At 55.7% G+C, this 25,065-nt stretch carries 19 protein-coding genes; 13 read left to right on the forward strand and 6 right to left on the reverse strand.

Annotation, left to right across the window (positions count from 1 at the left end):
* The first annotated feature begins 178 nt into the window (after positions 1 to 178).
* The 8 genes from L881_RS0104085 (at position 179) to L881_RS0104120 (ending at position 12,677) form a co-directional block, all read left to right on the forward strand.
* The gene (locus L881_RS0104085) at positions 179 to 1,123 is read left to right on the forward strand and encodes a hypothetical protein (protein WP_025732444.1); all 945 of its coding nucleotides are present in this window, start codon (positions 179 to 181) and stop codon (positions 1,121 to 1,123) included.
* The gene (locus tag L881_RS0104090; protein WP_025732445.1) at positions 1,120 to 1,686 is read left to right on the forward strand and encodes a hypothetical protein; all 567 of its coding nucleotides are present in this window, start codon (positions 1,120 to 1,122) and stop codon (positions 1,684 to 1,686) included. The genes L881_RS0104085 and L881_RS0104090 overlap by 4 nt, the downstream gene beginning before the upstream one ends.
* Positions 1,687 to 1,838: 152 nt before the next feature.
* On the forward strand, positions 1,839 to 2,678 hold the full coding sequence (locus tag L881_RS0104095; RefSeq protein WP_245587932.1) for a pilus assembly protein PilP: 840 nt from the start codon (positions 1,839 to 1,841) through the stop codon (positions 2,676 to 2,678).
* Positions 2,675 to 4,360, forward strand: a complete 1,686-nt coding sequence (gene pilQ, locus L881_RS12810) for a type IV pilus secretin PilQ (protein WP_025732447.1) — start codon at positions 2,675 to 2,677, stop codon at positions 4,358 to 4,360. The genes L881_RS0104095 and pilQ overlap by 4 nt, the downstream gene beginning before the upstream one ends.
* Positions 4,361 to 4,425: 65 nt before the next feature.
* Positions 4,426 to 4,959 carry a shikimate kinase AroK gene (gene aroK / locus L881_RS0104105; RefSeq protein ID WP_025732448.1) on the forward strand — a complete coding sequence of 178 codons (534 nt, stop codon included), beginning with the start codon at positions 4,426 to 4,428 and terminating at the stop codon, positions 4,957 to 4,959.
* A 77-nt stretch (positions 4,960 to 5,036) separates the two neighbouring features.
* On the forward strand, positions 5,037 to 6,131 hold the full coding sequence (aroB, locus tag L881_RS0104110) for a 3-dehydroquinate synthase (protein ID WP_025732449.1): 1,095 nt from the start codon (positions 5,037 to 5,039) through the stop codon (positions 6,129 to 6,131).
* A gap of 559 nt (positions 6,132 to 6,690) precedes the next feature.
* A complete protein-coding gene (gltB, locus tag L881_RS0104115) occupies positions 6,691 to 11,142 on the forward strand; it encodes a glutamate synthase large subunit (protein WP_025732450.1) in 4,452 nt (1,483 codons plus the stop codon).
* Positions 11,143 to 11,234: 92 nt separating this feature from the next.
* Positions 11,235 to 12,677, forward strand: coding sequence for an FAD-dependent oxidoreductase (locus tag L881_RS0104120; protein WP_025732451.1), 1,443 nt, complete (start codon positions 11,235 to 11,237; stop codon positions 12,675 to 12,677).
* A 279-nt stretch (positions 12,678 to 12,956) separates the two neighbouring features.
* Here the strand turns inward: L881_RS0104120 and L881_RS0104125 are convergent, their stop codons facing one another.
* Positions 12,957 to 13,403, reverse strand: coding sequence for a PACE efflux transporter (locus L881_RS0104125; protein WP_025732452.1), 447 nt, complete (start codon positions 13,401 to 13,403; stop codon positions 12,957 to 12,959).
* 163 nt (positions 13,404 to 13,566) lie between these two features.
* Here L881_RS0104125 and L881_RS0104135 point away from each other — a divergent pair, with 163 nt between their 5' ends.
* The 4 genes from L881_RS0104135 to L881_RS0104155 all read left to right on the forward strand — a co-directional run bounded on the left by L881_RS0104135 (position 13,567) and on the right by L881_RS0104155 (position 19,031).
* Positions 13,567 to 14,481 (forward strand): LysR family transcriptional regulator, encoded by a 915-nt coding sequence (locus L881_RS0104135; RefSeq protein WP_025732453.1) that lies wholly within the window; start codon positions 13,567 to 13,569, stop codon positions 14,479 to 14,481.
* Positions 14,482 to 14,613: 132 nt separating this feature from the next.
* Complete coding sequence (locus L881_RS0104140) at positions 14,614 to 15,987, forward strand: alanine/glycine:cation symporter family protein (RefSeq protein WP_025732454.1); 1,374 nt, start codon at positions 14,614 to 14,616, stop codon at positions 15,985 to 15,987.
* Positions 15,988 to 16,435: 448 nt separating this feature from the next.
* The gene (locus L881_RS0104150) at positions 16,436 to 17,299 is read left to right on the forward strand and encodes an isocitrate lyase/PEP mutase family protein (protein WP_025732456.1); all 864 of its coding nucleotides are present in this window, start codon (positions 16,436 to 16,438) and stop codon (positions 17,297 to 17,299) included.
* A gap of 481 nt (positions 17,300 to 17,780) precedes the next feature.
* Positions 17,781 to 19,031 (forward strand): mechanosensitive ion channel family protein, encoded by a 1,251-nt coding sequence (locus L881_RS0104155; RefSeq protein WP_025732457.1) that lies wholly within the window; start codon positions 17,781 to 17,783, stop codon positions 19,029 to 19,031.
* A 103-nt stretch (positions 19,032 to 19,134) separates the two neighbouring features.
* On the opposite strand, the gene ahpF is transcribed toward L881_RS0104155, so the two are convergent.
* Complete coding sequence (gene ahpF, locus L881_RS0104160; protein WP_025732458.1) at positions 19,135 to 20,727, reverse strand: alkyl hydroperoxide reductase subunit F; 1,593 nt, start codon at positions 20,725 to 20,727, stop codon at positions 19,135 to 19,137.
* Positions 20,728 to 20,860: 133 nt separating this feature from the next.
* Positions 20,861 to 21,424 (reverse strand): alkyl hydroperoxide reductase subunit C, encoded by a 564-nt coding sequence (ahpC, locus tag L881_RS0104165; RefSeq protein ID WP_025732459.1) that lies wholly within the window; start codon positions 21,422 to 21,424, stop codon positions 20,861 to 20,863.
* A gap of 239 nt (positions 21,425 to 21,663) precedes the next feature.
* Here ahpC and L881_RS0104170 point away from each other — a divergent pair, with 239 nt between their 5' ends.
* Positions 21,664 to 22,338 (forward strand): gamma-glutamylcyclotransferase, encoded by a 675-nt coding sequence (locus tag L881_RS0104170; protein WP_025732460.1) that lies wholly within the window; start codon positions 21,664 to 21,666, stop codon positions 22,336 to 22,338.
* A gap of 143 nt (positions 22,339 to 22,481) precedes the next feature.
* Here L881_RS0104170 and L881_RS0104175 read toward each other — a convergent pair whose 3' ends face one another.
* The 3 genes from L881_RS0104175 to L881_RS0104185 form a co-directional block, all read right to left on the reverse strand.
* Positions 22,482 to 23,504 (reverse strand): branched-chain amino acid aminotransferase, encoded by a 1,023-nt coding sequence (locus L881_RS0104175; RefSeq protein WP_025732461.1) that lies wholly within the window; start codon positions 23,502 to 23,504, stop codon positions 22,482 to 22,484.
* A gap of 329 nt (positions 23,505 to 23,833) precedes the next feature.
* Positions 23,834 to 24,007: a hypothetical protein gene (locus L881_RS13730; RefSeq protein ID WP_156926495.1), complete on the reverse strand. Its 174-nt coding sequence runs from the start codon at positions 24,005 to 24,007 to the stop codon at positions 23,834 to 23,836.
* Positions 24,008 to 24,179: 172 nt separating this feature from the next.
* Complete coding sequence (locus tag L881_RS0104185; protein WP_051464786.1) at positions 24,180 to 24,896, reverse strand: DUF481 domain-containing protein; 717 nt, start codon at positions 24,894 to 24,896, stop codon at positions 24,180 to 24,182.
* Between the last annotated feature and the right edge of the window lie 169 nt (positions 24,897 to 25,065).

Consider the following 25,065-nt stretch of genomic DNA (forward strand, 5'->3'; position numbering starts at 1 on the left):
CAAAACAGCCCATCGCTGGTGGGAAACGCCGCCAAACCCAACCTGGGCGGGCGTTACGTAAGGTAATTCGCATCTCGGGCGCCATCGCCTGAGATGTTGAGTCGATGCAAAAAGTCTGAAAACAGTCGCGCATTATAAGTAGCGTGCCGTGGAGGAGCCAGTGATAAAGCATGTCAGCATGTTGCGTAATAGTTACCAAGCGTTTGGCGGCTCTTTAACCAAAAGCATCAGACACCGTTTCAAGCGTGCCGGTTCCCTGCGCCGTGATCTTGGTGTAGCGCTGGAGGAGCGCCAAATGAGCGTGGTGCTGCTCACTTGCCGGGGCGGCTCAATCCTCTCTAGCCTAGCTGACCGCGTAACGGCTGAAAATGATGAAATGCAGCAGCTTGTGCAATTATCAGGAATGCTGGCCGAATATGAGCAGCGCGCCCCCTTGAATAGCGTGACGGTCGCGATTGCCGGTACTCGCGTATTGCGTGAACCCTTTGATGTGCCTGCGGGTGTTTCGGCGAGGCATGTGGAGCGCTTTGCAGCGAGCCGCGCTGAACAGCTGGGGCATCAATTGGGCGTTGAGGTCTGCCATGACTTTTATCTGCTCGCTGATGATGCTTCTGCCCATCTTAAACGTGGTGTCCTGATTGTATGCCGCCGCAACAGCCTAAGTGTCATGGCGTCAGCAGTATCTCGTGTTACTTCAGCGGCGCTGCGTGTCGTGCCTGAAAGTGTCGCGCTGGCTTCTATGGCGCTCTACCTTGAACACGACTGGCTGTGCTGGCGGCGGGGGCGTTGTCATGAACTGATCACAGATCGCGCTACCGAAAGCTTCTTTATTACTGCGAGAGACGATAGCGCTGAGCAGGAACAGCTCTCTATTGCGGCACTCTTGCATCAGGCGGGGGCGGTAGAGAGTGAGCGCGTCATTCGACTGGCAGGAGAACCTCTGCGCTGCTCTTTGCCACACTTGTCGCAGGTAACAGGTCAGCGCTTTGCTCCCTTGGCTATGACGCGCACGCTGGGCATGGCGACACGATGTGCTGCACTGGATGACTCCTTCGTGGTGCCGTTTGCGCTTGCCAACGATGCGGTCTCGGTGCCTTCCCTTATGATCGGGGCAGCGCAATGAACGTGCGGCAGGTCAATTTGCTGGCGTGGCGCTCCAGCGCTCGCCGTCGTGTGGTGATGACCCTGGTGAAGCGCGCAACATTGATGGCTATTGCTGCCGGTTTGGTCATGGTGGTGCTCTCGTCAATGCTTGCCTGGTTTGGAGAGTATCGCCAGGAGGCTCTTCATAAGGCGCAAGCGCCAACGCTTGGCGACGCTGTGTGGCGAGAAGAGCTGGGCCGCCTTGAAACCCGACAGCACAAGCAGCAAGCGGATGCGATCCGTTATGGTCACTGGGTGGATTATCGGGACAACCAGTTGTTGCTGTGGTCTACGCTCGCCACGCAGATGAATGCGCTGAGTGCCCTCAAACAAATCCGCTTTGCCGAAGGTGGCTGGGAAATTTCTCTGGGAATGGAGCTTGCCGAAGCATCCGCCATTGCCCATCAGTGGCAGCAGCAGTCACCTTCCGCCGCTATCGAAGTGCTCGATCATCGCGCGGAAGACGGCGGCTTTACGCGAATTCGCCTGAGTCGCCGTAAGGGCACTGATGCCACGGAATCTGCGCGGATGTCGCAGCCATGAGCGGCACGCTTGTAGGGCGGCGATCACGGCTTTCGGCGCGGCTATCAGAGTGCGCAGTAATCCGACAGATTAGATGCCTTTTTGTCGATCATGCGTGGGAGTGGCGTGATCCATTGTCATGGCCGCGAGGGCTGAAAGGTGCCCTTGTGCTGATGCCTGCCGTGATGGTGGTGCTGGCCTCTTCGGTGCTACTCGTCTCACGGCAGCTTCCGGTATGGCGCGCAGTCTTTCAGTCAGAACAGCTTGCCACTCAGCGTCACGATGCCCAGCAGCGCTTGTATCAGCACTACCTTGCATTGAAACAGGCGGCCTTGGGCGACGAGCTGGTTTTTGATCCCACTCTTACAATGCCTGCCCAGCCTCTCGATGTGCTGGCGGAACGGGCGCGCGCCCATGCGGTACACATACGTCAGGCCGAGATGTTTGATGAAAACGGCACTCGCTATTTAACCACGACGCTGGAAGGCGAGCTGCCGGCACTGGTGCAACTGCTGCTTGAATCCAGTGAACTAGGGGCCTGGTACTCCACGGACTATCGCCTTGAGGCCCGGCAGCAAGGGCGTTACCTGCTCTTGCTCACCCTGCGCTGGGATCTGCCCGCTACCGGTAGCGCCGCTGATAACGATGCACTGGTCGCCCGCGCTGAATCCCAGCAAGTGCGCATCGCGGCACTCGTCCACCAGTTGGCAAGCGATACGCAGGGGGCTGCCGCACCGGAAGAGATTCCGCTAAAAGCGGGTGGGGATCTGGCCGCTGAGCCTGTAGGAAGCCTGCAATTTCGGGGGCGGTGGCGTGGTGTGAAAGGTGACTTTGCGCTTGTCGAATCTGCCAGCGGCTATGTCTATCGCGTGCAGGTTGGTGAGCGGATAGGTATAGAAGCTGCCAGGGTCGTAGCGATATCTCCTCAGGGGGTAAGGCTGGAACTGGGCACTTCTGATCAACACCGCGAGCAGCTTCTGCTTGCGCCCGCGTCTCGGGAGCGCCTGCCATGAAAGCTTTGATCGTGGCTCTCCTGTTGTTTCTGGGGGGAATGGAAAGTGCTCGCGGTGCCACCCTTGAAGAGGTTCGCTGGCAGCAGCATGACGGGGCGCTGGAGATCGCGCTTGCCTTTGATGCACCTCCCGATGCGATTGAAGCGATCTCCCTGGGGCAGCCAACGCGCATGTTGCTACGGATGAACGGCGCGCGAACGGAGCTTGATTTCACGCAGGAAGGGCAAGGGGGGCTTAAGCAGCTATCGGCTGGAGCGGTGCCGGGCGGTGCTCAAGTGGTAGCACGGCTGGCGGTGCCTCATTTTGCGCAGATAAAACGTGACGGCTTACATGCGAAGGTGCTGCTTACGCCCATCGTGGATGACGCGCCGAAAAACAGTAGCGAAACCGTACAACGTATCGAGGCCAAACCGGTGCCTGATACAGCGCGCCTTGATAAGAGCGGGAACGTTGCGAAAGGGCGGGTTAGCGTTGACTTTCAGCGGCTTCCTACCCATGCAGCCTTGCTGGAGCTGGCGGCGGCGGGAGGTGTCGATCTGATTGTTGAAGAACAATTGAGTGGTGACGTTACGCTACATCTTGAAAATGCCTACTGGCGCGACGGTCTGGATATGGTGCTACGTAGCCATGCACTTGCCGCCCATCAGGTAGGAAAATCTCTGGTAATCACCAGGCGCAATGCTGAAGTTCCTGCAGAAGATGAGCGCGATCCTCTGGTTATCGAGGTGGTCAAGCTGAACTACGCCAATGGCAGTGACATCATTGAGGTGTTGAAAGGCAAGGAGGGCGGAGCACTTCTGTCGTCACGCGGCAGCATCACCTTCGACAAGCGCTCCAATCAGCTGGTACTGCGCGATACCGAAGCCAGGTTGGCACAGATTGAACCTCTTATTGCCCAATTGGATCATCCGCTGCGTCAGGTACAGATAGAAGCGAAAATAGTGATTGCCCGTGAGCAATTAACACGTCAGCTTGGTATTCGCTGGGGCGGCGCAGGAGGCAGCGGCAGTGCTGCTATCAGCACGCCACGCGCGGGCAGTAGCGGTGAGCATAATGGTCACGGCCCCTTCCTTGGTATTGGCATCGACCTGGGGGGCAGCGGCTCGCGTGGAGGCACGGCAGGAGTGGGCTTTCTCGATAAAAACACATTGCTGGGGCTTGAACTGACCGCGCTGGAGCAGGAGGGCATCAGTCATACCCTGTCGCAGCCGCGTATCATGACGCTTGATCGCGAGCAGGCATCCATCCGCCAGGGGCAGGAGGTACCGTATCAGGAGGCAGGCTCGTATGGATCGACCAGCACTTCTTTTCGTGATGCGGTGCTGGCGCTTAACGTCACGCCTTATATCACCTCGGAAAATAGCGTGGTAATGGCGGTGGATGTACAAAATGACAGCGTCGCTGCCGACCGCTTCAACGGGCTTCCTGCAATCAATACGAGTCGTATCGCCACGCGAGTCATGGTCGAGAATGGCGAAACAGTAGTACTTGGCGGTATCCTGACCAAAGAACAGGCCCGCAACCTGAGCAAAATTCCCTGGCTTGGTGATATTCCAGGCGTCGGCAAGCTTTTTACGTCGGCAGGACGTGCTCAGGAGCAGGTCGAACTACTGGTATTTATTACGCCCAGTATCATCGAACAAGAGAGGGATTCCTTGCAGGAAGTGGGCGAAGCACAATAGCACTGAGGTGCGAACTGGTGACGTTGCGCGCGGCCTGGAGATTCTCCCTAATGAGTAGTGATGTCATGCAAGAGGCACCCAATATATTTCTGGTCGGCCCGATGGGCACCGGTAAAAGTACGATAGGCCGCCTGTTGGCCGCCGAGTTGGGGCGACCCTTCTTTGATAGCGATCATGAAATAGAGCGACGCTGTGGCTGCAATATTCCATGGATATTTGATCTGGAAGGAGAGAGCGGCTTTCGCCAGCGCGAAGCAGCGGTTATCGACGAACTTACCCGTCAGCCAGGTATTGTACTGGCGACAGGCGGAGGCGCGGTGACGCATCCGCGAAGTCGTGAATTGTTGCACCAGCGCGGGCTGGTGATCTTCCTGAAAACCTCGGTGGCTCACCAGATCAAGCGTACCGCCAAGGATCGCAATCGTCCGCTTCTTCAGTGTGCTGATCCAGCGGCCAGGCTGCGCCAGCTCATGACCGAGCGCGAACCGCTATATAGAGAGGCGGCTCATGTGATTATCAATACCGAGCGCCGCGGGCCACGGGGCGTGGTAACCGAAATCAAGCGTCAAATGGGGCAGCGCGAACGCTCACTGGTCTAGCGCTGCTCCTCCCATGTGCGTTTGTATTGTTGAAGGCTCCAGCGCTATAAAATTCGTTTCACACTAGAGGTTATGGAATGCAAACCCTGACGGTCGAGCTTGGTTCACGTAGTTATCCCATTCATGCAGGCGCGGGTCTGATTGAAGCGCCTGAGCTTTATACTCGGCACTTCGCCGGTCGTCAGGTAATGATCGTTACCAACGAAACCATTGCATCGCTCTATCTTGATCGGCTCAAGGCGCAGTTGGGTGATTATCAGGTGGCGGAAGTGATACTGCCTGACGGAGAACAGTACAAATCCATCGAGTACCTCGAAAAAATCTGGGATGCCCTGATGGCCGCTGGATTCAACCGGCGGGCCACCATTATTGCGCTTGGCGGCGGTGTGGTGGGGGATATGGCCGGCTTTGCTGCGGCCAGCTATCAGCGCGGCATCGGCTTTATTCAGATGCCTACCACGCTGCTGTCGCAGGTGGATTCGTCTGTGGGTGGGAAAACCGGGGTGAATCACCCGCGCGGCAAAAACATGATCGGTGCCTTCTGGCAGCCCCGTGCCGTGATCATTGATACAGATACCCTCACTACGCTCGATCAGCGGCAGCTTTCGGCGGGTCTGGCTGAGGTCATCAAATATGGCTTTATTCGTGACAGTGACTTTCTGACATGGCTGGAAAGTCATATGGATGAACTTCTGGCGCTGGATATCGCGGCACTTGATCACGCCATTATCACTAGCTGTCGTATCAAGGCTGAGATTGTCGCCGAGGATGAAACCGAGCAGAACGTTCGCGCGCTGCTTAATCTGGGGCACACCTTTGGGCACGCCATTGAAACCCACCAGGGGTATGGCAACTGGCTGCATGGTGAGGCTATTAGTACAGGCATGGCGATGGCGGCCAGATGGTCGCAGCAATGCGGTGATATTAGTGAGGATGATGCACAGCGCGTTGAGCGGGTACTTGGCGCCGCTCACCTGCCGATCAAGGCGCCGACTAATATGAGCGCTGAACGCTTTATCGAGCTGATGAAACACGACAAGAAAGTGCTGGATGGCGGTATCAGGCTGGTGCTGCTGGAGTCTCTTGGCAAGGCACGGGTAGAAGATCAGGTAGATGAAAAGGCGCTTGCGCAGATGATTAGTGAATATCCGCGTGCAGACTTGCCGAAATAGAACGCGGCACCGCGAATTGTCCCTAACTTGCTGACACTGAATTCCCATGGGCCTCGTTTAAAAGCGAGGCTTTTTTATTGTTGCAGCCGCCTCCTTCTTTGCCACATGGCTCCACCTGCGCCTCCCATTTGCCAACTTCTCTCCCTCTTGAGGAGCTGCTTGAAAATCAGGTCGAGAAAAGGTTGGTGCGCGTGGTGCAGATTTTTTCGATGCGGCTCTGAGTCTATTATTTGCATAGGGTATGCAAAATTTGCATAACTAAATTGGCAGTCAATGAGTGCTGAGGAAGCGCAGGGGAAGGGGCTTTTTTTATCAATATCTCATTGAAAAATAGAGATTTTTTAAAACAGTTAATGCCAGAGAGAAGAGCAGGGTTGGAGCAGGGGCTGCTTTAGAGAACCATAAGGTTATTGCGCAGCAGTGAACATCACCGCTATTCTCTTCCACCCGCTGAAAGGGTGGCGCTAGAGAATGCTGTCACCGTTCTCACGGTTTTGAGAGAAAACCAATAAAAATACTCTCGTTTGTTTTCGGTGACAAGTATCTCGAGAGGCGTTTCATGAACGAGGGTTTATATCAGCCCAGTGATTTCCGTGACAACTGTGGCTTTGGCTTGATTGCCCATATGGAAGGGCAGCAAAGTTTCGATCTGTTGCAGGCAGCAATTGGCTCGCTGGCATGTATGACGCACCGTGGCGGCATCAACTCGGACGGTAAAACCGGCGATGGATGCGGCCTGTTATTTTCTATGCCAAAAACGTTCATGCGCGACATCGCCCGTGATACGCTGGGTGTCGAGCTGGGCGAGCAGTTTGCCGTGGGCAGTCTGTTTTTCAGCGATGACGATGCCCGCGAAGCGCATGCCCGCGAGGTGCTTGAAACCGAGCTTGCCCGGCGCGGCTTGACTCTTCATGGCTGGCGGGATGTCGATATTGATGCCAGCGTGTGCGGCCCTATTGCGCTGGCATGTCTGCCGCGCATTCGCCATCTGTTTGTTGGCCCCGCCAAAGGGCGCGAAAGCGATCAGCTGTTTGCGGTTGACCTGTTTATGGCGCGTCGCCTGGCAGAGCAGAAACTGGTCGATGACGAGCAGTTTTATGTGTGCTCGCTATCGCCCCGGGTGATCTCCTATAAAGGGTTGATGATGCCGGCGGATCTGCCGACCTTCTACCGCGATCTCAATGACGAGCGCATGCAGGCTTCCATCTGCGTTTTTCACCAGCGCTTCTCAACCAATACAGCGCCGCGCTGGGAGCTGGCCCAACCGTTCCGTTTCCTCGCCCATAATGGCGAAATCAACACCATTGAAGCGAACCGTAGCTGGGCAAATGCGCGCCGCAAGCGCTTTCAAAGCGAGCTATTGCCTGAGCTGGGTGAGCTTGAGCAAATTGTCAGCACTCAAGGCTCCGACTCGTCGAGCATGGATAACATGCTGGAAGTGCTGCTGACCGGCGGTATGGAGCTGCACCGTGCCATCCGCCTGATGGTGCCGCCTGCCTGGCAGAACATGCAGACCATGGACGCCGATCTGCGTGCGTTCTATGAATTCAATTCGATGCACATGGAAGCGTGGGATGGCCCTGCCGGTATCGTGATTACCGATGGACGTCACGCTATCTGTACGCTTGACCGCAACGGCTTGCGCCCCGCGCGCTGGGTGATCGACGAGCGCGGCTTTATTACGCTGGCCTCAGAAGTCGGAGTGAATCCGGTTGCTCCTGAACTGGTAGTCGCCAAAGGGCGAGTAGGGCCTGGCCAGATTCTGGCAGTGGACACTCACACCGGTGAAGTGCTGCACACCGATGATGTCAGCAATCGGCTGAAGTCCGAGTGGCCGTTCAAGCGCTGGCTGCGTGATAACGCTCACTATCTTGAATCTGCCCTGACCGAACTGGCGCAATTTGAGGCGATTCCTCGCGAAGAGCTGCTGGCCTATCAGAAAACCTTTCTGGTGAGCTATGAAGAGCGCGATCAGACCCTCAAACCGCTGGCCGAATTTGGGCAGGAAGCGGTCGGTTCGATGGGCGACGATACCCCGATGGCGGTGCTGTCGCGCCAGCCACGGCTGCTCACCGACTACTTCCGGCAGAAATTTGCCCAGGTGACCAATCCGCCTATCGACCCGCTGCGCGAGTCGATCGTGATGTCGCTGGAGACGTGTCTGGGTGCCGAGCGCAACCTGTTTACCGCAACACCCGATCACGCTCACCGCTTGATTCTGACCACGCCGATCCTGTCACCACGCAAGTTCAGCGCACTGACTTCACTGGAAGACCCCGCCTTTGCCAGCGCCTCGCTGTCGATGAGTTATGACCCCGAACAGACGGGACTGCGCGGTGCCATCGAAGCGCTATGTCAGCAGGCTGAAGACGCGGCGCGTAACGGCAAGGTTATTCTGGTATTGAGCGATGCCGATCTGGGTGAAGGCCAGCTGCCTATTCACGCTGCACTGGCGGTAGGCGCGGTTCACGCGCATCTCGGCAAGCTGGCTCTGCGCCCCAACGTCAACCTGATTGTAGCTACCGGCTTCGCGCGCGATTCCCATCAAATGGCGGTGCTGTTTGGTGCAGGCGCAACGGCTGTGTATCCGTGGCTGTCGTATCAGGTGATGCACGAAATGCATCAGAACGGTGATTTGCAGGGTAGCCCCGCCGAACTGCGCGAGAATTTCCGTAAAGGGCTGCAAAAAGGGCTGCTCAAGATCATCTCCAAGATGGGCATCTCCCATATCGCCTCCTACCGTGGTTCGCTGCTGTTTGAAGGCGTCGGTCTGGGCGATGAAGTGATCGACCTGTGCTTCCCGGCCATGGCGTCGCGCGTCGGCGGCATCGGTTTTGCAGAGCTACAGTTGCAGCAGCAGCTACTTAGCCGCGAAGCGCACATCAAACGTAAAGGCATTCGCCACGGCGGATTGCTCAAGTACGTGCACGGGGCTGAATACCACGCCTATAACCCTGACGTGGTGAAAACGCTCCAATTGGCCGTACAAAACGGCGATTACCAGCAGTGGAAAGCGTTTGCACGGCTGGTTAACGAGCGTCCGGTTGCCACTATTCGTGACCTGCTGACGCTGAAAAAGGATTGCCAGCCCATTGCGCTTGAAGAAGTAGAGCCGATTGAGGCGCTGCTGCCGCGTTTTGACAGTGCCGGCATGTCACTTGGGGCTCTGTCACCGGAAGCTCATGCCAGCCTTGCGCAGGCAATGAATGAAACCGGCGGTCGCTCCAACTCTGGTGAAGGTGGCGAAGATCCGCAGCGCTACGGCTCGATTCAGAATTCAAAAATCAAGCAGGTAGCGTCAGGACGCTTCGGCGTAACGCCCGCTTATCTGGCCAGCGCCGAGGTGATTCAGATCAAGGTGGCTCAGGGGGCCAAGCCCGGTGAAGGCGGGCAGCTTCCAGGTACCAAGGTCAACGGCCTGATAGCGCGACTGCGCTACGCCGTACCTGGGGTTACGCTGATCTCGCCACCGCCGCACCACGATATCTATTCGATCGAGGATCTGGCTCAGCTGATTTTCGATCTGAAGCAGGTCAATCCGTCTGCTCAGGTATCCGTGAAGCTGGTTTCCGAACCCGGTATCGGCACGATCGCCGCAGGTGTCGGCAAGGCGTATGCCGATCTGATTACCGTGTCGGGCTACGATGGCGGTACAGCCGCAAGCCCGATCACGTCGATCAGGCACGCAGGGTCGCCGTGGGAGCTGGGTCTTCCCGAAGTGCACCAGTCGCTGCGCATCAACGGTTTGCGCCACAAGATCAGGGTACAGACCGATGGTGGCCTGAAAACCGGGCTGGATGTGGTCAAGGCGGCCATTCTGGGTGCCGAGAGCTTCGGTTTCGGTACGGCGCCAATGGTGGCGCTGGGCTGTAAATACCTGAAAATCTGCCACCTCAATAACTGCGCCACCGGTGTCGCGACCCAGGATGAGCGTCTGCGTGAAGAGCACTTCCGTGGCACCGTCGAGATGGTCAAACACTACTTCCGCTTTATTGCCGAAGAAGTGCGCGAGCTGCTGGCCTCACTGGGCGTGCGCACGCTGGCCGAACTGATTGGCCGCACCGACCTGCTTGAGCAAATCGAAGGTGAAACACGCGCTCACGGGCAGCTTGATCTAAGCCGCTTGCTGCACAACGACCATGTGCCCGCCGATGCGCCTCAGTACTGCACCCAGCATCGCAACCAGCCGCACGATCCTGGTGCCAAGAACGAAGAGATGCTGAATGCGATGCGTGCTGCCATCGAGAGCGGGGAAGGCGGCGAATTCCATTTCAGCGTCAATAACTGTGATCGCTCGGTGGGTGCGCGCATCTCTGGTGAAATCGCCTCTCGCTATGGCGAGCAAGGTCTTGCACAGCCGCTCAAGGTGCATCTGGACGGTATCGCCGGGCAGAGCTTCGGCGTATGGAACGCCGTTGGCCTTGAGATGTATCTCCAGGGCGACGCCAACGACTATGTCGGTAAAGGCATGAACGGCGGCAAGCTGGTCATCAAGCCCGCCGCAGGAAGCCGCTGCGTCACCCAGGAAAGCGCCATCATCGGCAACACCTGTCTCTATGGTGCGACCGGCGGCAAGCTCTTCGCAGTGGGTCAGGCGGGCGAACGCTTTGCCGTGCGTAACTCCGGTGCCCATGCGGTAGTCGAAGGGGTAGGCGATCACGGCTGTGAATACATGACGGGCGGCGTAGTGTGCGTGCTGGGTCGTACTGGCGTGAACTTTGGCGCAGGCATGACCGGTGGCTTCGCCTATGTGCTCGACGAGGATCGTTGCTTCGTTGATCGTTACAACCACGAGCTGGTCGAAATCTGCCGCATCAATACCGAAGAGATGGAAGCGCACCGTCGCCATCTGCGCGAAGTGATTCAGGAATATGTCGAGGAAACCGGTTCTGCCTGGGGGCAGCATATTCTCGCCGAGTTCAATGACTTCCTGCGTAACTTCTGGTTGGTCAAGCCTAAGGCTGCCAGTCTCAAGTCGCTGTTAAGGCTTCCTAGCCGTAGCGCCGAGTAGCGCAACAATACATCACGGGCGCGGCTTTGCGCGCCCAACTGGTTTGGTGAGGTCTGCCCGCCAGGGGCAGATCAGCAAGGGAGAAACATCCCATGGCGCAACAACGTTTAGCGAACAATTTTCAATTTCTTGATGTCGGGCGGCGCGATCCCGAGAAGAAGGATGCCCGCACCCGTGCGCGTGAATTCAGCGAGATTTACGAACCTTTTCGCGCCCATGAAGCGGCTTCTCAGGCGCATCGCTGTCTGGCGTGTGGCAATCCTTACTGTGAGTGGAAGTGCCCGGTTCACAACTATATTCCTGACTGGCTGAAGCTGGTATCGGAAGGGCAGATTCTGGAAGCGGCCGAGCTGTCGCATCAGACCAACTCGCTGCCTGAAGTGTGCGGGCGCGTCTGTCCGCAGGACCGCCTGTGTGAAGGGGATTGCACCCTGAACGATGGCTTCGGCGCAGTGACCATCGGCTCGGTAGAGAAATACATCACCGACACCGCTTTTGCACTGGGCTGGCGCCCTGATATGTCGAAGGTAGTACCGACCGGTAAGCGAGTAGCGGTAATTGGCGCAGGCCCGGCGGGTATCGGGTGTGCTGATGTGCTGGTGCGCAACGGCGTATCGCCGGTAGTGTTTGATCGCTATCCGGAAATTGGCGGCCTGCTGACCTTCGGTATTCCTGAATTCAAGCTTGAAAAGCAGGTGATTCGTCGGCGTCGCAAGGTGCTCGAAGAGATGGGCGTTGAATTTCGCCTCAATACCGAGATTGGCCGCGATATCCAAATGAGCGAGCTGCTCGCTGAATACGATGCGGTCTTCATGGGTATGGGCACCTACAAGTATATGGAAGGTGGCTTCCCCGGTGAGCAGCTTCACGGCGTGCATAAAGCGCTCGATTATCTGATCTCCAATATCAACCACAACCTTGAGTTCGAGACAGCGGAAGAGGGCTATATCTCGATGCAGGGTAAGCGAGTGGTGGTGCTGGGAGGCGGTGATACAGCGATGGATTGCAACCGCACCGCCATTCGTCAGGGCGCGCGTAGCGTCATGTGTGCCTATCGGCGTGATGAAGCCAATATGCCCGGCTCGCGGCGCGAAGTGAAAAACGCGCGTGAGGAAGGCGTTGAGTTCCTGTTTAACCGTCAGCCTATCGAAGTGATTGGCGATGAGCAGGGGCGGGTACGTGGTGTGAAACTGGCAGCTACCCAAATGGGCGAGCCGGATAGCAACGGGCGTCGTCGTGCTGAAGTAGTGCCCGGCTCAGAAGAGGTCATTGACGCCGATGCAGTGGTAGTGGCCTTTGGTTTTGAACCAAGTGAAATCGACTGGTTTAACGATCACAGCGTGGAAATCGACGGACGCGGGCGAGTAGTAGCCGCCGAGCAGGATTTGAAACGCGAATTGCATTTCGCCTTCCAGACCAGCAACGAGAAGATCTTTGCCGGTGGCGATATGGTGCGCGGTTCCGATCTGGTGGTAACGGCTGTTTATGAAGGTCGCAAGGCCGCCGAAGGCATTCTGGATTATCTGGACGTTTAGCCATGTTCGCGAGGAGGCTGGCGTGCTAACAGGCCAGCCTGTCTCGGTAATCGCATAACCTGGTTTCATGCAGAGAGGGCGCTTCGGCGTCCTTTTTCATGGCTGGCCGATGACGCTGGGCAGAAGGGCACCGCGCTCTGGTTGCTCCCATGGAAGTGCCGTTTTCTGGCGAAGGTGCCGGAAGGAGAGAAAGCACATTTGGGGCGCGTGTCAGTTAAGGAGCATCACCCGCGCCGGAGCAGATTTCCTCCGGCGAGTGGCGTTGTGCGATAACAACCTTCATTCCTGGTGCGTCGGTTGCCAGGAAACGGGCGATTCCGGCAGAGGGAACAGCCAGTCATAGGCCAGGTTATAGACGAAGGCATAGCACATATAAAAGATCGCCAATGTTACCGTCATGCCAAGAGTATCCAGCGCACCGCTGCCCAGATAGAGCATGATAAGTGGCTGCAATATCAACAGCAGGCCCGCTTCGAACAAAAATGCATGGAGGAAGCGCTGCGGTACTGTCTTGGCGACCTGCCCGTAAAGGCGCTTCAAGGTGATATCAAAACCGAGGTTATAAAGATAATTCCAGAGGGTAGCGACGACAGCGCTGATGACGGCAACGCCACCCATGTGTTCAAGGGATATTCCAAACAGCCAGCTGCCCAGCGGCAGCACAATCAGTAGCCCGATAATCTCGAAGGCGAGCGTATGACGAACGCGATCCCAGAAGGTACGCATGTGCTTTCTCCCATTTACTGCTCAAGCGAGGCGATGAAGGTGCCTCGCGTTCCGCGATAGACCGCCCGATACAGCAGGCGAGAATAATGTGGGCGTACCTTCTCTTTTTTTGAGTGATAATAAAAGTTGGAATCCATCGCTAATCAAGATAGGTGAGCGCGCTATGATGCCGACACTCGAACAGCTCAATGCCTTTGTGACGGCAGCCGATTGCGGCTCGTTTTCAGCGGCAGCGCGTCAGCTCTCGCGGGCACAGTCCCATGTCAGCACGCAAATTGCCCATCTGGAGATCACGCTGGGCTTTCCCTTGTTTGATCGCAGCGAGCGGATGCCGCAGTTGACTGACAATGGCAGGCGCGTCTTGATAGAAGCACGGCAGCTGCTGGCGCAAAGCGCGCATCTGATGGGGGTGGCGCAGCGTCTGGATGAAGGGGTAGAAGCGCGGATTCGGCTCGCACTGGATGAGTTTTACCCTGAGCGGTTGATTGGTGGTGTGCTGAGCGATTTTGCCGAACAATTTCCCAGTGTTGAAGTGGAGCTGCACTTCCCGCTGCTGGACGACGTGAGCCAGATGATCGAGCAAAATGAGGCGGATCTTGGCATTCTGTGTCGTACTCTGGCGCCCGATAGTGAAATAGAAGCACGGCCAGTAGGGCGCGTGCCTCTGCGTCTGGTCTGCGCCAGGAATCATCCGCTGGCACAGCAGCCGATCACGTATCAGCGTCTGGTGCATTATCGGCAGTTGATTGTCGCGACGCGTGGCCGGCGCATTTCCCGTCAGAGCATGCGGGTATCCGCGGATGCCTGGTGGGTCGAGAGTCATTACGCCATGCTCGAACTGGTCAAGCATGGGGTGGGCTGGGCGCTGATGTCCGATCACGTTATTGCCTCATCGCCAGCGCGGCCATGGCTGGTAACGCCGGAGGCGCCGGGCATAGAGCATCACGTTGAGCTGGAAATTGGCTGGCATCGTCAGCGTGGACTGGGGCCTGCTGCTGGTTGGCTGGCCAAGCGCTTCACCCGTGAACCGCTTCCGCAACGCTGGGAACCGCTGCTGCGAGATGCGTCAGAGGCGTAACAAAGGAAGTGGGATAAAGGTTAAATCGGAAATAGAGCCGTTATGGCATCTGAGCTGGTGGAACCTGTGTGGGCAGTTATAGCAATATGACTGCTTATAAGTTTAATAAAATCACTTATGGGAAAATATCCGATGCCTGAAATCAACGACATTCTCAACGCCATCAGTGGCGTTATTTGGGGTCCTTTCCTGCTGATTCCGCTGCTGATGGCGACCGGCGTTTATTTGACTATCCGGCTGGGAGGCGTGCAGTTTCGGCTGTTGGGACATGCGCTGTGGCTGGCATTAATCAAACGGCGTGACGGTACCGGCAAGGAAGCGGGCGATGTCAGTCACTTCGGTGCGCTGATGACCGCCATGGCGGCCACGATCGGTATCGGTAATATCACAGGCGTTGCCACTGCCATCTCGATGGGTGGGCCGGGGGCCATCTTCTGGATGTGGGTGATGGGCCTGTTGGGGATGGCAACAAAGTATGCCGAAGCCTTTCTTGGCAACCATTTCCGCCGTCAGGACCAAAATGGTGAATACTCGGGAAGTGCTGCCTATTATTTGCGTGATGGGGTAGGCGGCAAACTGGGCGCTATTCTCTCGGTTGCCTTCTGTCTCTTTGCGGTAGTGGCGAGTTTCGGCATTGGCAACATGACCCAGGCGCATACCGTAAGCCATTCTCTGGAGGAGCAGTTCAGTATTCCGCTGTGGCTCTCCGGAATCGTGATGGCGCTGGTGGTCATGTTCGTGATCATTGGCGGTATCAAGAAGATTGCCTCCTTTGCATCTCTGGTGGTGCCGATCATGGTACTTCTTTATATGCTGTCGAATCTTGTGGTGCTGGGATATTACTGGCAGGAGCTGGGCGGTGCCTTTCATACGATTATCGAGGATGCCTTTAGCGGCTCGGCGGCGGCTGGCGGCTTCACCGGCGCAACGGTGATGATGGCCATTCAGTATGGGGTAGCGCGCGGTATCTTCTCGAATGAATCGGGACTTGGCTCAGGTGCCTTTGCTGCTGCGGCGGCACAATCCTCTCACCCGGTGCGGCAGGCGATGGTGTCGATGACCCAAACCTTTATTGATACCATCATCATGGTGTCACTCACCGCCCTGATGATTGTGGTTACTGGGGCGTACAAGGTAGAGGGGCTTGAAGGCGCCAGCATTACCGGATTTGCACTGGAAACAGTCTTCGGTCCTGTGGCGGGGGGTACGCTGGCGGTGGCTGCGCTGTTTTTTGCACTGACCACCATCCTCGGCTGGAGTTATTACGGCGAGCGTTCGCTACAGCAGTTATCCAATAGCACGCGTTTGTCGTTGTCTTACCGGATCGTGTTTTCATTTATTGTATTTATCGGCTCTATTACCCAGCTGGAAGCTGTATGGACATTTTCGGATATTGCCAATGGTCTGATGGCGCTGCCTAACCTGGTAGGGCTATTGGTGCTCACGGGGCTGGTCGCGCGTGAAACCAATGCGTACCTGTCGCAGCCGGACTGGAAAAAAGGTTGATAATCAACTGAGTGGAAAGACGTGCAAGGGGAGACATGGGGAACGTGCAATAGCGTTTACTTGTCTCCCTTTTGAGTAAAGCGAACCATGTTATTACCGTGAATAAATTCAGGAAAAACATGGCTATTAATGTTCATAAATAATAAAAACAGCATGAGGCTGAACATCAAACATGTGTTAGCAAGTGATTTATTTACCTCTTCTGGCTTTAGTATTATACTCGCCGCCATTATTGACGACACCCTCACCAGGGCCCGCCACACATCATTCATCTGGCGCCGCCGTTTTACGATTGGCCGCCAATGGGGTATCCGTTAACCCCGCTGCTTCCGCAGACACACCATAGCGTGAATGCTCTCCGCGTAGCGGTGATGTATAGGAACAGGCGGCCCGCTCTGGCTGATGAGGTGCCAGGGCGTGGGCTCACACAACCACCAGGAGTTGCTCCATGAGCATTCAATCTCAGCATCAGCTGCGAGTTCAGTTTCGTGATTTGATGAAAGGCACTACCTGCTTCGATGCAGGTTCGGTATTTGATCCCATGTCGGCGCGCATCGCTGGCGACCTGGGGTTTGAAGTGGGCATCCTGGGTGGCTCCGTTGCGGCGCTGCAAGTGCTTGCGGCACCTGACTTTGCGCTGGTGACCATGAGCGAATTTGTCGAGCAGGCAACACGTATTGGTCGCGTGGCGCAGCTGCCGGTTATTGCCGATGCCGATCATGGCTATGGTAATGCGCTCAACGTTATGCGCACGGTGACCGAGCTTGAGCGCTCCGGTATCTCCATGATGACGCTGGAAGATACGCTGCTTCCTGCGCAGTATAGCCACAAGTCAACCGACCTGATCGGCACTGATGAAATGGTTGGCAAGCTGCGAGCGGCCATTGAAGCGCGCATTGATCCTGCGTTCTCCATCTTTGCGCGTACCAATGCGAATGTGCTGAATGACGAACAGCTTATCGAGCGCATCAAGCACTATCAGGCAGCAGGAGCCGATGGCATTTGCATCGTCGGTATTCGCGATGTTGAGCATCTTGAGCGTGTGACGGCTGAAGTAAAACTGCCGATCATGCTGATCGCCTATGGCAATCCGAAATTGCGTGATCTTGAACTTCTCGCGTCGCTGGGTGTGCGTATTGTCGTGAATGGTCACGCGGCTTACTTCGCCTCGATCAAGGCGACCTACGATATGCTTCGGGAACAGCGCGGTATCAAGGCGTCTGATCTGTCGGCTTCCGAACTGTCCTCCAAGTATTCCACCCTTGAGGAGTATCGTATCTGGGCGCGTGAATACATGGATGTGAAAGAGTAAGTGCTTCCGTTGTGAGGAGGCTGAGCGCTCGCTTTCCGGCGGGCGCTTTTTTTTGGTTCTCATCGTAAGTCTGCGCTGCAACAGCCCGCCTGAATCTGATACTTCTTATGTTACCTCGTTACGCCCCTTCACTTTATGCCGGATTTTAATAAGTGGCGCTGAGGGGCTTGATACCGTCTCCCCCTACACCCTACAGGAATAAGCCTGTTGCATGCGCTGAATTTTTCATGTGGTCAAGATACGAGAGAGACCAAGTGAATTCACTACTCGGTATCTGCCTAAAATGCGGCCAAAGGTAGCTAAATGTGCTGAAGATAACGGTAATCAAGTAACTGCGGCCTATATTTTTATGCAGAAAATGCGTGCGATAACTTGCAAGAAACTGACGTTACGCTAGTCTGCTGCTGGCCGCTTTCTGCCCAATAAGGCAGCGTTGCGCGCTTATTATTGATTTTCAACTACTTTGAGAACGTGACTCTTGATGCATTACCTTCATCAGCTGGGACATTGGTTACAGCAGCAAGAAATTGTCTATCCCGTTGTGGCTGTTGCGGTGCTTTTGGTTATTCCTTTACTGGTTTATTGGCTGGCGTGCATCTTCCTGCGCACCAGCGTCAGGCGCTTTATTCTTCGCCATAAAAATGTGCTGTCGAAAGACATCATGGTAACGCGCCGAGTGGCGCTGGTGCTCGCTGTGCTGGCCTTTTCCAGTATCCTGGGCGTTATCAACGGCCTGCCTCAATCGCTGGATAAAGCCCTGACGATTATCAGCTCGATTCTGTGGATTGTCAGCGTGGCACTACTACTGATGGAAATGCTCGATACGGTCAACATGTTTTGGCTGAAAAAGAGCAAAGCCACGTCGCAGTCGATCAAAGGCTACCTTCAGATCAGTAAGCTGGTCGTGAGTGCCCTGGCGCTGATCCTGATTATTGCGTCGCTGACAGGGCGGCCTCCGGCAATCATTATTTCGAGTTTTGGTGCTGCTGCTGCTGTGCTGATATTTGTTTTTCAGCACACGCTGCTATCGTTTATCGCCAATATCCAGATTTCGGCGGCGCGGGCTATCAATATCCAGGACTGGATCAAGATGCCAGGGGGGATGGTCGATGGGGAGGTGATGGATATCGCGCTGCATACGGTCAGGGTGCGTAACTGGGATAACACCATGGCGCGCGTACCCATCCGTAATTTCATCACCGAGCCATGGATCAATTGGCAGCCGGTGTTCAATGATGGGCGCGGCAGGCGCATCAAGCGCAGCTTTCATATTGATCAAAACAGCATTGAATTTGCGGATGAAGAGCTGCTCGCCCACCTGCGCGATACCTTTATTCATTATAAGGAAATTGAAACCGGGGATGACATCTCACCGGCGGAGCTGTTTGCCATGAATAGCCAGCAGTTGCGTGAGGCGGCAATCACCAATATGGGGCTGCTGCGCGCTCATATCCTGCACTATTTGCGCTCCAATCAGGATATTCATCACGATATGTTTGTGGTGGTGCGCTATCTTGAACCCACCTCGGAAGGGGTGCCGATGGAGCTTTACTGTTTCTCGATCTATCCCAATTTCGCCGATTACGAGCGGGTGCAGGCAAAGGTGACCGAATATGTGTATGCCGTGGCGTCACATTTCAGGATTCGCATCTTCCAGACACCAGCGGGGCAGGATCTGATACAGGGCATCGGCTCACTGGGGCAGCGTGAAGGCGATCGCTCTTCTCGTTGATGTGCTGATGAATACGCTGAAAGATAAAAACCGCCGCTCGAATCTCTTCGGGCGGCGTTCCTTTAAGAGCCGTCAATACGGTGAGAGCAGCATGAGTGAGCTGCTACACAACAGCTTCTTCAACCGCTGACTCTTTCGGCGCAGTAACGCGGATCAGGTGATCGAAAGCCGACAGCGATGCCTTGGCACCTTCACCGACGGCAATCACGATCTGCTTGTAGGGAACGGTGGTCACATCGCCGGCAGCAAAGATGCCCGGAATCGAAGTCGCGCCGCGCTCGTCAATCTTGATCTCGCCATGAGGCGTGAGTTCAACAGTACCTTTCAGCCAGCTGGCATTCGGAACCAGACCGATCTGCACGAATACGCCGTCAAGGTCGAGAGTATGCTCAGTGTCGGTGGTGCGATCCTTGTAGGCAAGCGCAGTCACTTTCTTGCCATCACCTTGCACTTCAGTGGTCTGGGCGCTCTTGATCACGTTGACATTGGGCAGGCTCTCGAGCTTGCGCTGCAATACCGCATCGGCACGCAGGGTATCCTGGAACTCCAGCAGGGTGACATTCTTGACGATACCGGCCAGGTCGATGGCCGCTTCGACGCCAGAGTTGCCGCCACCAATTACCGCAACGGGCTTGCCTTTGAACAGCGGGCCATCGCAGTGCGGGCAATAGGCCACGCCACGGGTGTTGTACTCGGCTTCACCAGGCACACCCATCTTGCGCCAGTTGGCACCGGTTGCCACGATGATGGACTTGGCTTTCAGGATCGCACCGCTTTCAAACTCTACCTGATGATCATCGCCTTCCTGGGCCGCAGGAATCAATCGGGAAGCACGCTGCAGCTTCATTACGTCAATATCGTAATCCTTGACGTGCTCCTCAAGCTCGCTCACCAAACGCGGGCCTTCATGAGCGGTGACTGAAATGAAGTTTTCAATCGCAGCCGTATCCTGAACCTGACCGCCAAAACGATCAGCGACAAGCCCAGTGCGCACGCCTTTACGTGCGGCGTAAATGGCTGCGGCTGCACCAGCAGGGCCACCGCCAATGATCAGCACATCGAAAGGCTCCTTGGCGTTGAGCTTGTCAGCTTCACGCTGCGCCGAGCCAGTGTCGATCTTGCCCACGATCTCTTCCAGCGTCATGCGGCCCTGGCCGAAGTGCTCGCCGTTCAGATAGATGGTGGGAACCGAGAGGATCTCCTTGCGTTCGACCTCTTCGCGGAATGCGCCGCCTTCAATCATGGTGTGGCGAATATTGGGATTCAGCACCGACATCAGGTTGAGCGCCTGCACGATGTCAGGGCAGTTCTGGCACGACAGCGAGATGTAGGTTTCGAAGTTGAATTCACCGTCAAGGGATTTGACCTGATCAATGACTTCCTGACTGGCTTTGGAAGGATGGCCGCCTACCTGAAGCAGCGCTAGTACCAGCGAGGTAAATTCGTGTCCCATCGGCAGCCCTGCAAAGGTAATGCCGATCTCTTCTCCCGGTGTTCCCAGAGAAAACGAAGGGCGACGCTCATTGGTGCCTTCGGTGCTCAGGGTGACCTTGTCTGACAGGCTTTCGATATCTGTCAGAAGGTTGCGCATTTCACGCGATTTATCACCATCATCCAGCGATGCCACGATCTCGATGGGGCGGGTCGCTTTGGCCAGATAGGCCTTCAGCTGTGTCTTAAGATTGTCGTCCAACATTGATGAAACCTCGGTCAGATGAAAGGGAAAGGGGGAAGAGAAAGAAGGCAGAGCCGCTGTGACGACAACGCCCGCGCAATGATTCACGCGGGCGCCGAGGGTCTAGCAAGCGGTGCCGCAAGGGCAGGGCTTGTTAGATTTTGCCAACCAGGTCAAGTGAAGGAGACAGGGTTTCTGCGCCTTCTTCCCATTTGGCTGGGCATACTTCACCGGGGTGAGCAGCGATGTACTGAGCACCTTTGACTTTCTTGAGCAGCTCGGCAGCTTTACGGCCAACGCCTTCATCGCTGATCTCAACAGCCTTGATAACGCCTTCCGGGTTGATCAGGAAGGTGCCACGCTCGGCCACGCCAGCTTCTTCGATGTAAACGTCGAAGTTGCGAGAAATCTGCGCAGTCGGATCGCCAATCATCGGATAGTTGATTTTGCTGATGGCCGCAGAAGTGTCGTGCCATGCCTTGTGCGTGAAATGCTTGTCGGTAGAAACACCGTAGATTTCAACGTCCAGCGCCTGGAACTGGTCATAGATGTCAGCCAGATCTTCCAGCTCGGTCGGGCACACGAAGGTGAAATCAGCGGGATAGAAGAAAACTACCGCCCATTTGCCTTTCAGTGTTTCTTCGCTGACTTCAACGAATTCGCCCTGGTGGTACGCGGTTGCAGTAAATGGTTTGATTTCAGTATTCAGAAGAGACATATAACGTGCTACCTCGTGCTTGAGAGTGACTGTGAGTAAACAGTATAAAACCTTGCGTTATCAGTATAATTGATTGGTTGAATACATGTGATTTGGCAAGGCTATGAGAGCGATGGCGGGCATCTCCAGGCGCTTTAATGACAAAAAGCTATAAAAAAATCATTTTAAATTTCTTTTTAAGATCTCTGCGGGCGCCTATGATCACTCTCTCCTCGCCAGCTTTCTAGATGGATGCGCTAATGGACAATCTCAACGCCTATACCCTTGATTCAAACTTATCCCTGGATGAGTCAGCGGGGCTGATGGCGTGCTACCCACCTAGACTGGAGCAGGCATGCCTCAATAGCGATGAGCAGTTGGAAGCCTCGATTGCGCAGACGCTGGCACGTCGCAAGGAGAAGGATATCTGGCTGTTTGCCTATGGCTCGCTGATCTGGAAACCGGAAGGCCCCTCGGCGGAGCGTGCGAATGCCCGCATTCAGGGCTATCACCGCGGCCTCAATCTATGGTCACGTATTCACCGTGGTACGCCAGAGCGCCCCGGCCTGGTGCTGGGGCTTGACCAAGGCGGGAGCTGCCAAGGGGTAGTGCATCGTCTTCCTGATCACAATCTTGAACAACACCTCAAGGCGCTGTGGCAGCGTGAAATGCCTGATGACTCCTATCGCCCCGAGTGGCTTGAGTGCCAACTGGCTGATGGCCGCCATATTGAAGCGCTGGCTTTTGTGCTGGAAGCAGAACGTCCCAACTACGCAGGAACCCAGCCTGATTCGGTGGTGCGGCAGGTCATTCGCCAGGCGAGCGGACGCTGCGGAAGCAGCCGCGACTATTTGCACAATACCCTATCGGCACTGCGGGCACAGGCAATGCCTGACCACTCTCTGGAAGCCACCTGGGCACGCTGCGCTCACTGAAAGACGTAAACGTGCAGGGCAATAGCGACCGATAAAGGCATCATGGCATCGCAAACGGCCCCCGAACATTGGATAGGTATCCGACGTTCGGGGGCCGTTGACGTGAAGCTATTTGTATATAGCGCTGTTCAGGCGCTCACTGGTTACTCTTCTACTTTAACCACCCAGCCTTCGGGGCCTTCACGATCACCGTACTGAATGCCGACCAGTTCGTCGTAAAGTGCCTTGGTAACGGGGCCAACATCGCTTTCACTGTAGAAGGTATGGAAGTGGTCGCCGTTTTGAATGCCACCGATCGGGGTGATAACCGCAGCAGTGCCGCAGGCACCGGCTTCGGCGAAACCATCGAGCTTGTCGATGAAGATGTCGCCTTCTTCGACCTCAAGACCTTGACGTTTTGCTAGCTCCAGCAGCGAATATTTGGTGATGCTGGGCAGAATAGAGGGCGACTTGGGCGTAATAAAGCGGTTGTCGCGGGTGATACCGAAGAAGTTGGAACCGCCTGCTTCTTCGATCTTGGTGTGAGTTTCCGGATCAAGATAGATGCAGTCAGCAAAGTTGCGATCATTGGCTTCGCGTCCTGGCAGCAGGCTGGCAGCATAGTTGCCACCGACCTTGGCTGCGCCAGTGCCATGGGGCGCGGCGCGGTCATAGCTGGAAACCATGAAGTTGACCGGCTTCATGCCGCCTTTGAAGTAGGGGCCGACCGGCGTGCAGAAGACCGAAAAGATGAACTCGGGCGCGGGGTGAACGCCGATGTTGTCGCCAACACCGATAATAAAGGGACGCAGGTAGAGTGAACCGCCGCTGCCGTAAGGCGGAATGAAATGTTCGTTGGCCTTGACCACCTGCTTGCAGGCGTCGATGAACTTTTCATTGGAAATGGCAGGCATCATCAGACGTGCGCAGCTGCGCTGCATGCGTGCCGCGTTCTGGTCAGGGCGAAACAGGTTGATAGTGCCATCCTTGCAACGGTACGCCTTGAGCCCTTCAAAACACTGCTGACCATAGTGGAGAGCGGTGGAACCTTCGCTGATGTGCAGCACATTGTCTTCTGTGAGGGTGCCATTGTCCCACTCGCCATTCTCCCAATGGGAGATATAGCGCAGGTCTGTCTTGATGTAATTGAAGCCCAGCGTGTTCCAATCAATAGTTGCACTGCTCATTCGTGATATCCAGTTGGCTAAAAGCTAAATGAAAAAATAACGTACTTGCTGACGGCTCTTGCCAGAGTGGCTGAGGAGTCCTGTTGCTGCAGGTAAACGTTGCCAATCGCTAGATAGCGACGTCCCATCGCAAGGGGTGCACTTACGCCTGGCGGTAGCGATGGGTCGAGGGGGCCTTGAGGGGGGGTACAAAAGGCGGGTCGACGCATGATGCCATCAACGACGGGCGGCACTTGCCCTTGTAATGCTGGGGTGGTGAGCCCAAAAGGGGCGACGGACCTTGTGGGTCGTAACGCGATAGAAAATCATCATACCGCTTGTCGCAGGCATCAGCCAATGCCTGGAGCCATTCTGCGCTGTAAATGCACGCTTTCGTGTCGTCTGGAAGTGATATCGCGATAGCCCTGAGGAGGAAAGCGGCCAAGTCGATGTTGAAAGGGAGCAGTAATGGTAATGGTCGTGGTGACCGGCATGGCGCGTACTTCATCATTGAGAGAAATCAACGGGAAGGCGCTTTTAATCGGAGGGTGCTTTCAATCAGAGGAGGCGTGCGGAGCTGGTTACTGGACAAGGCGCTTGAAAGAAAGGCGCTTTCCGCCAGAAATGGCTGTGGAAGCCATGCCTGGCGGAATATTTCGCTGAGTAGAGGTGCTAGGTAGAAACGTGCGAAATTGCCTAGAAACCGTAGACCAGCGACACATTAGTGGTGGTGTCGGTTTTGTGGTCAACCGAGTTCGGCGGATTACTGTTGTTTTCGATCGCGTAGGAAAGCGCCAGCGTAAAGTGAGAGTTAATCGCGACGTTAAGTGACGTAATCGAGGTGCTGGTGGTGTTGTCAGAGGCGGCTAGCGTTGCCAGTTTTTGCGAGAACGAAGCGGTGTCCGAAATCTTGTAATTATAGGTAGCCGACGCATAACCCACCAGTTTGCTGGAGCTGCCGCCGTCGTGGAACTTGTCGTAGCGGAAGCCAGGACCCGCTTCGAGCATGAGCGACTGATGCTCGGTATCAAGTAGCTGACGACCATAACCGAGGTTGAAGTTGACGCGGCTGTCATAACCGGCATAGCGGTTGTTTTCCCACGACAACTGCCCAAACAGGTAGTCATCTTCGTTCAGGTTGTAGCGGTTCCTTCCCCCAACGCTATATTTCTCTGCGGTCTGATCGCCATTCGACGAGGCGTTGTTGGCATTTCCCCACAGGCTATACGACCAGGGATCGTTGAACCAGGTGCCCGTCAGTGCAGCATTCAGGCTCGAATCATCACTATTGCCTGAGTGACCGGTATAACCTGCTTCTGCCTGCCCCTTGAAGGGCGTTTGAGCACTGGAGGGGTTGTCCAGCACGGTGAAATCGGTGATATCGGCCAGCGCAGGAGTAGCGGCGGTAGCCATGGAAAATCCCAGGGCAAATAGCGATGGCGTTCTGAAGCTAATAGGCTTCACTGTGGGTCCTTTTTTATAAATGAAGGTGTATGGGAAGAGCGAAGAATAGAGAATAGGGGGGAATGCCTCAAGGCATAGCGAGATAATTTATATCGCAGATAACGATGGGAGTATTCAT

The organism is Carnimonas nigrificans ATCC BAA-78, from assembly GCF_000526695.1.
GTDB lineage: Bacteria > Pseudomonadota > Gammaproteobacteria > Pseudomonadales > Halomonadaceae > Carnimonas > Carnimonas nigrificans.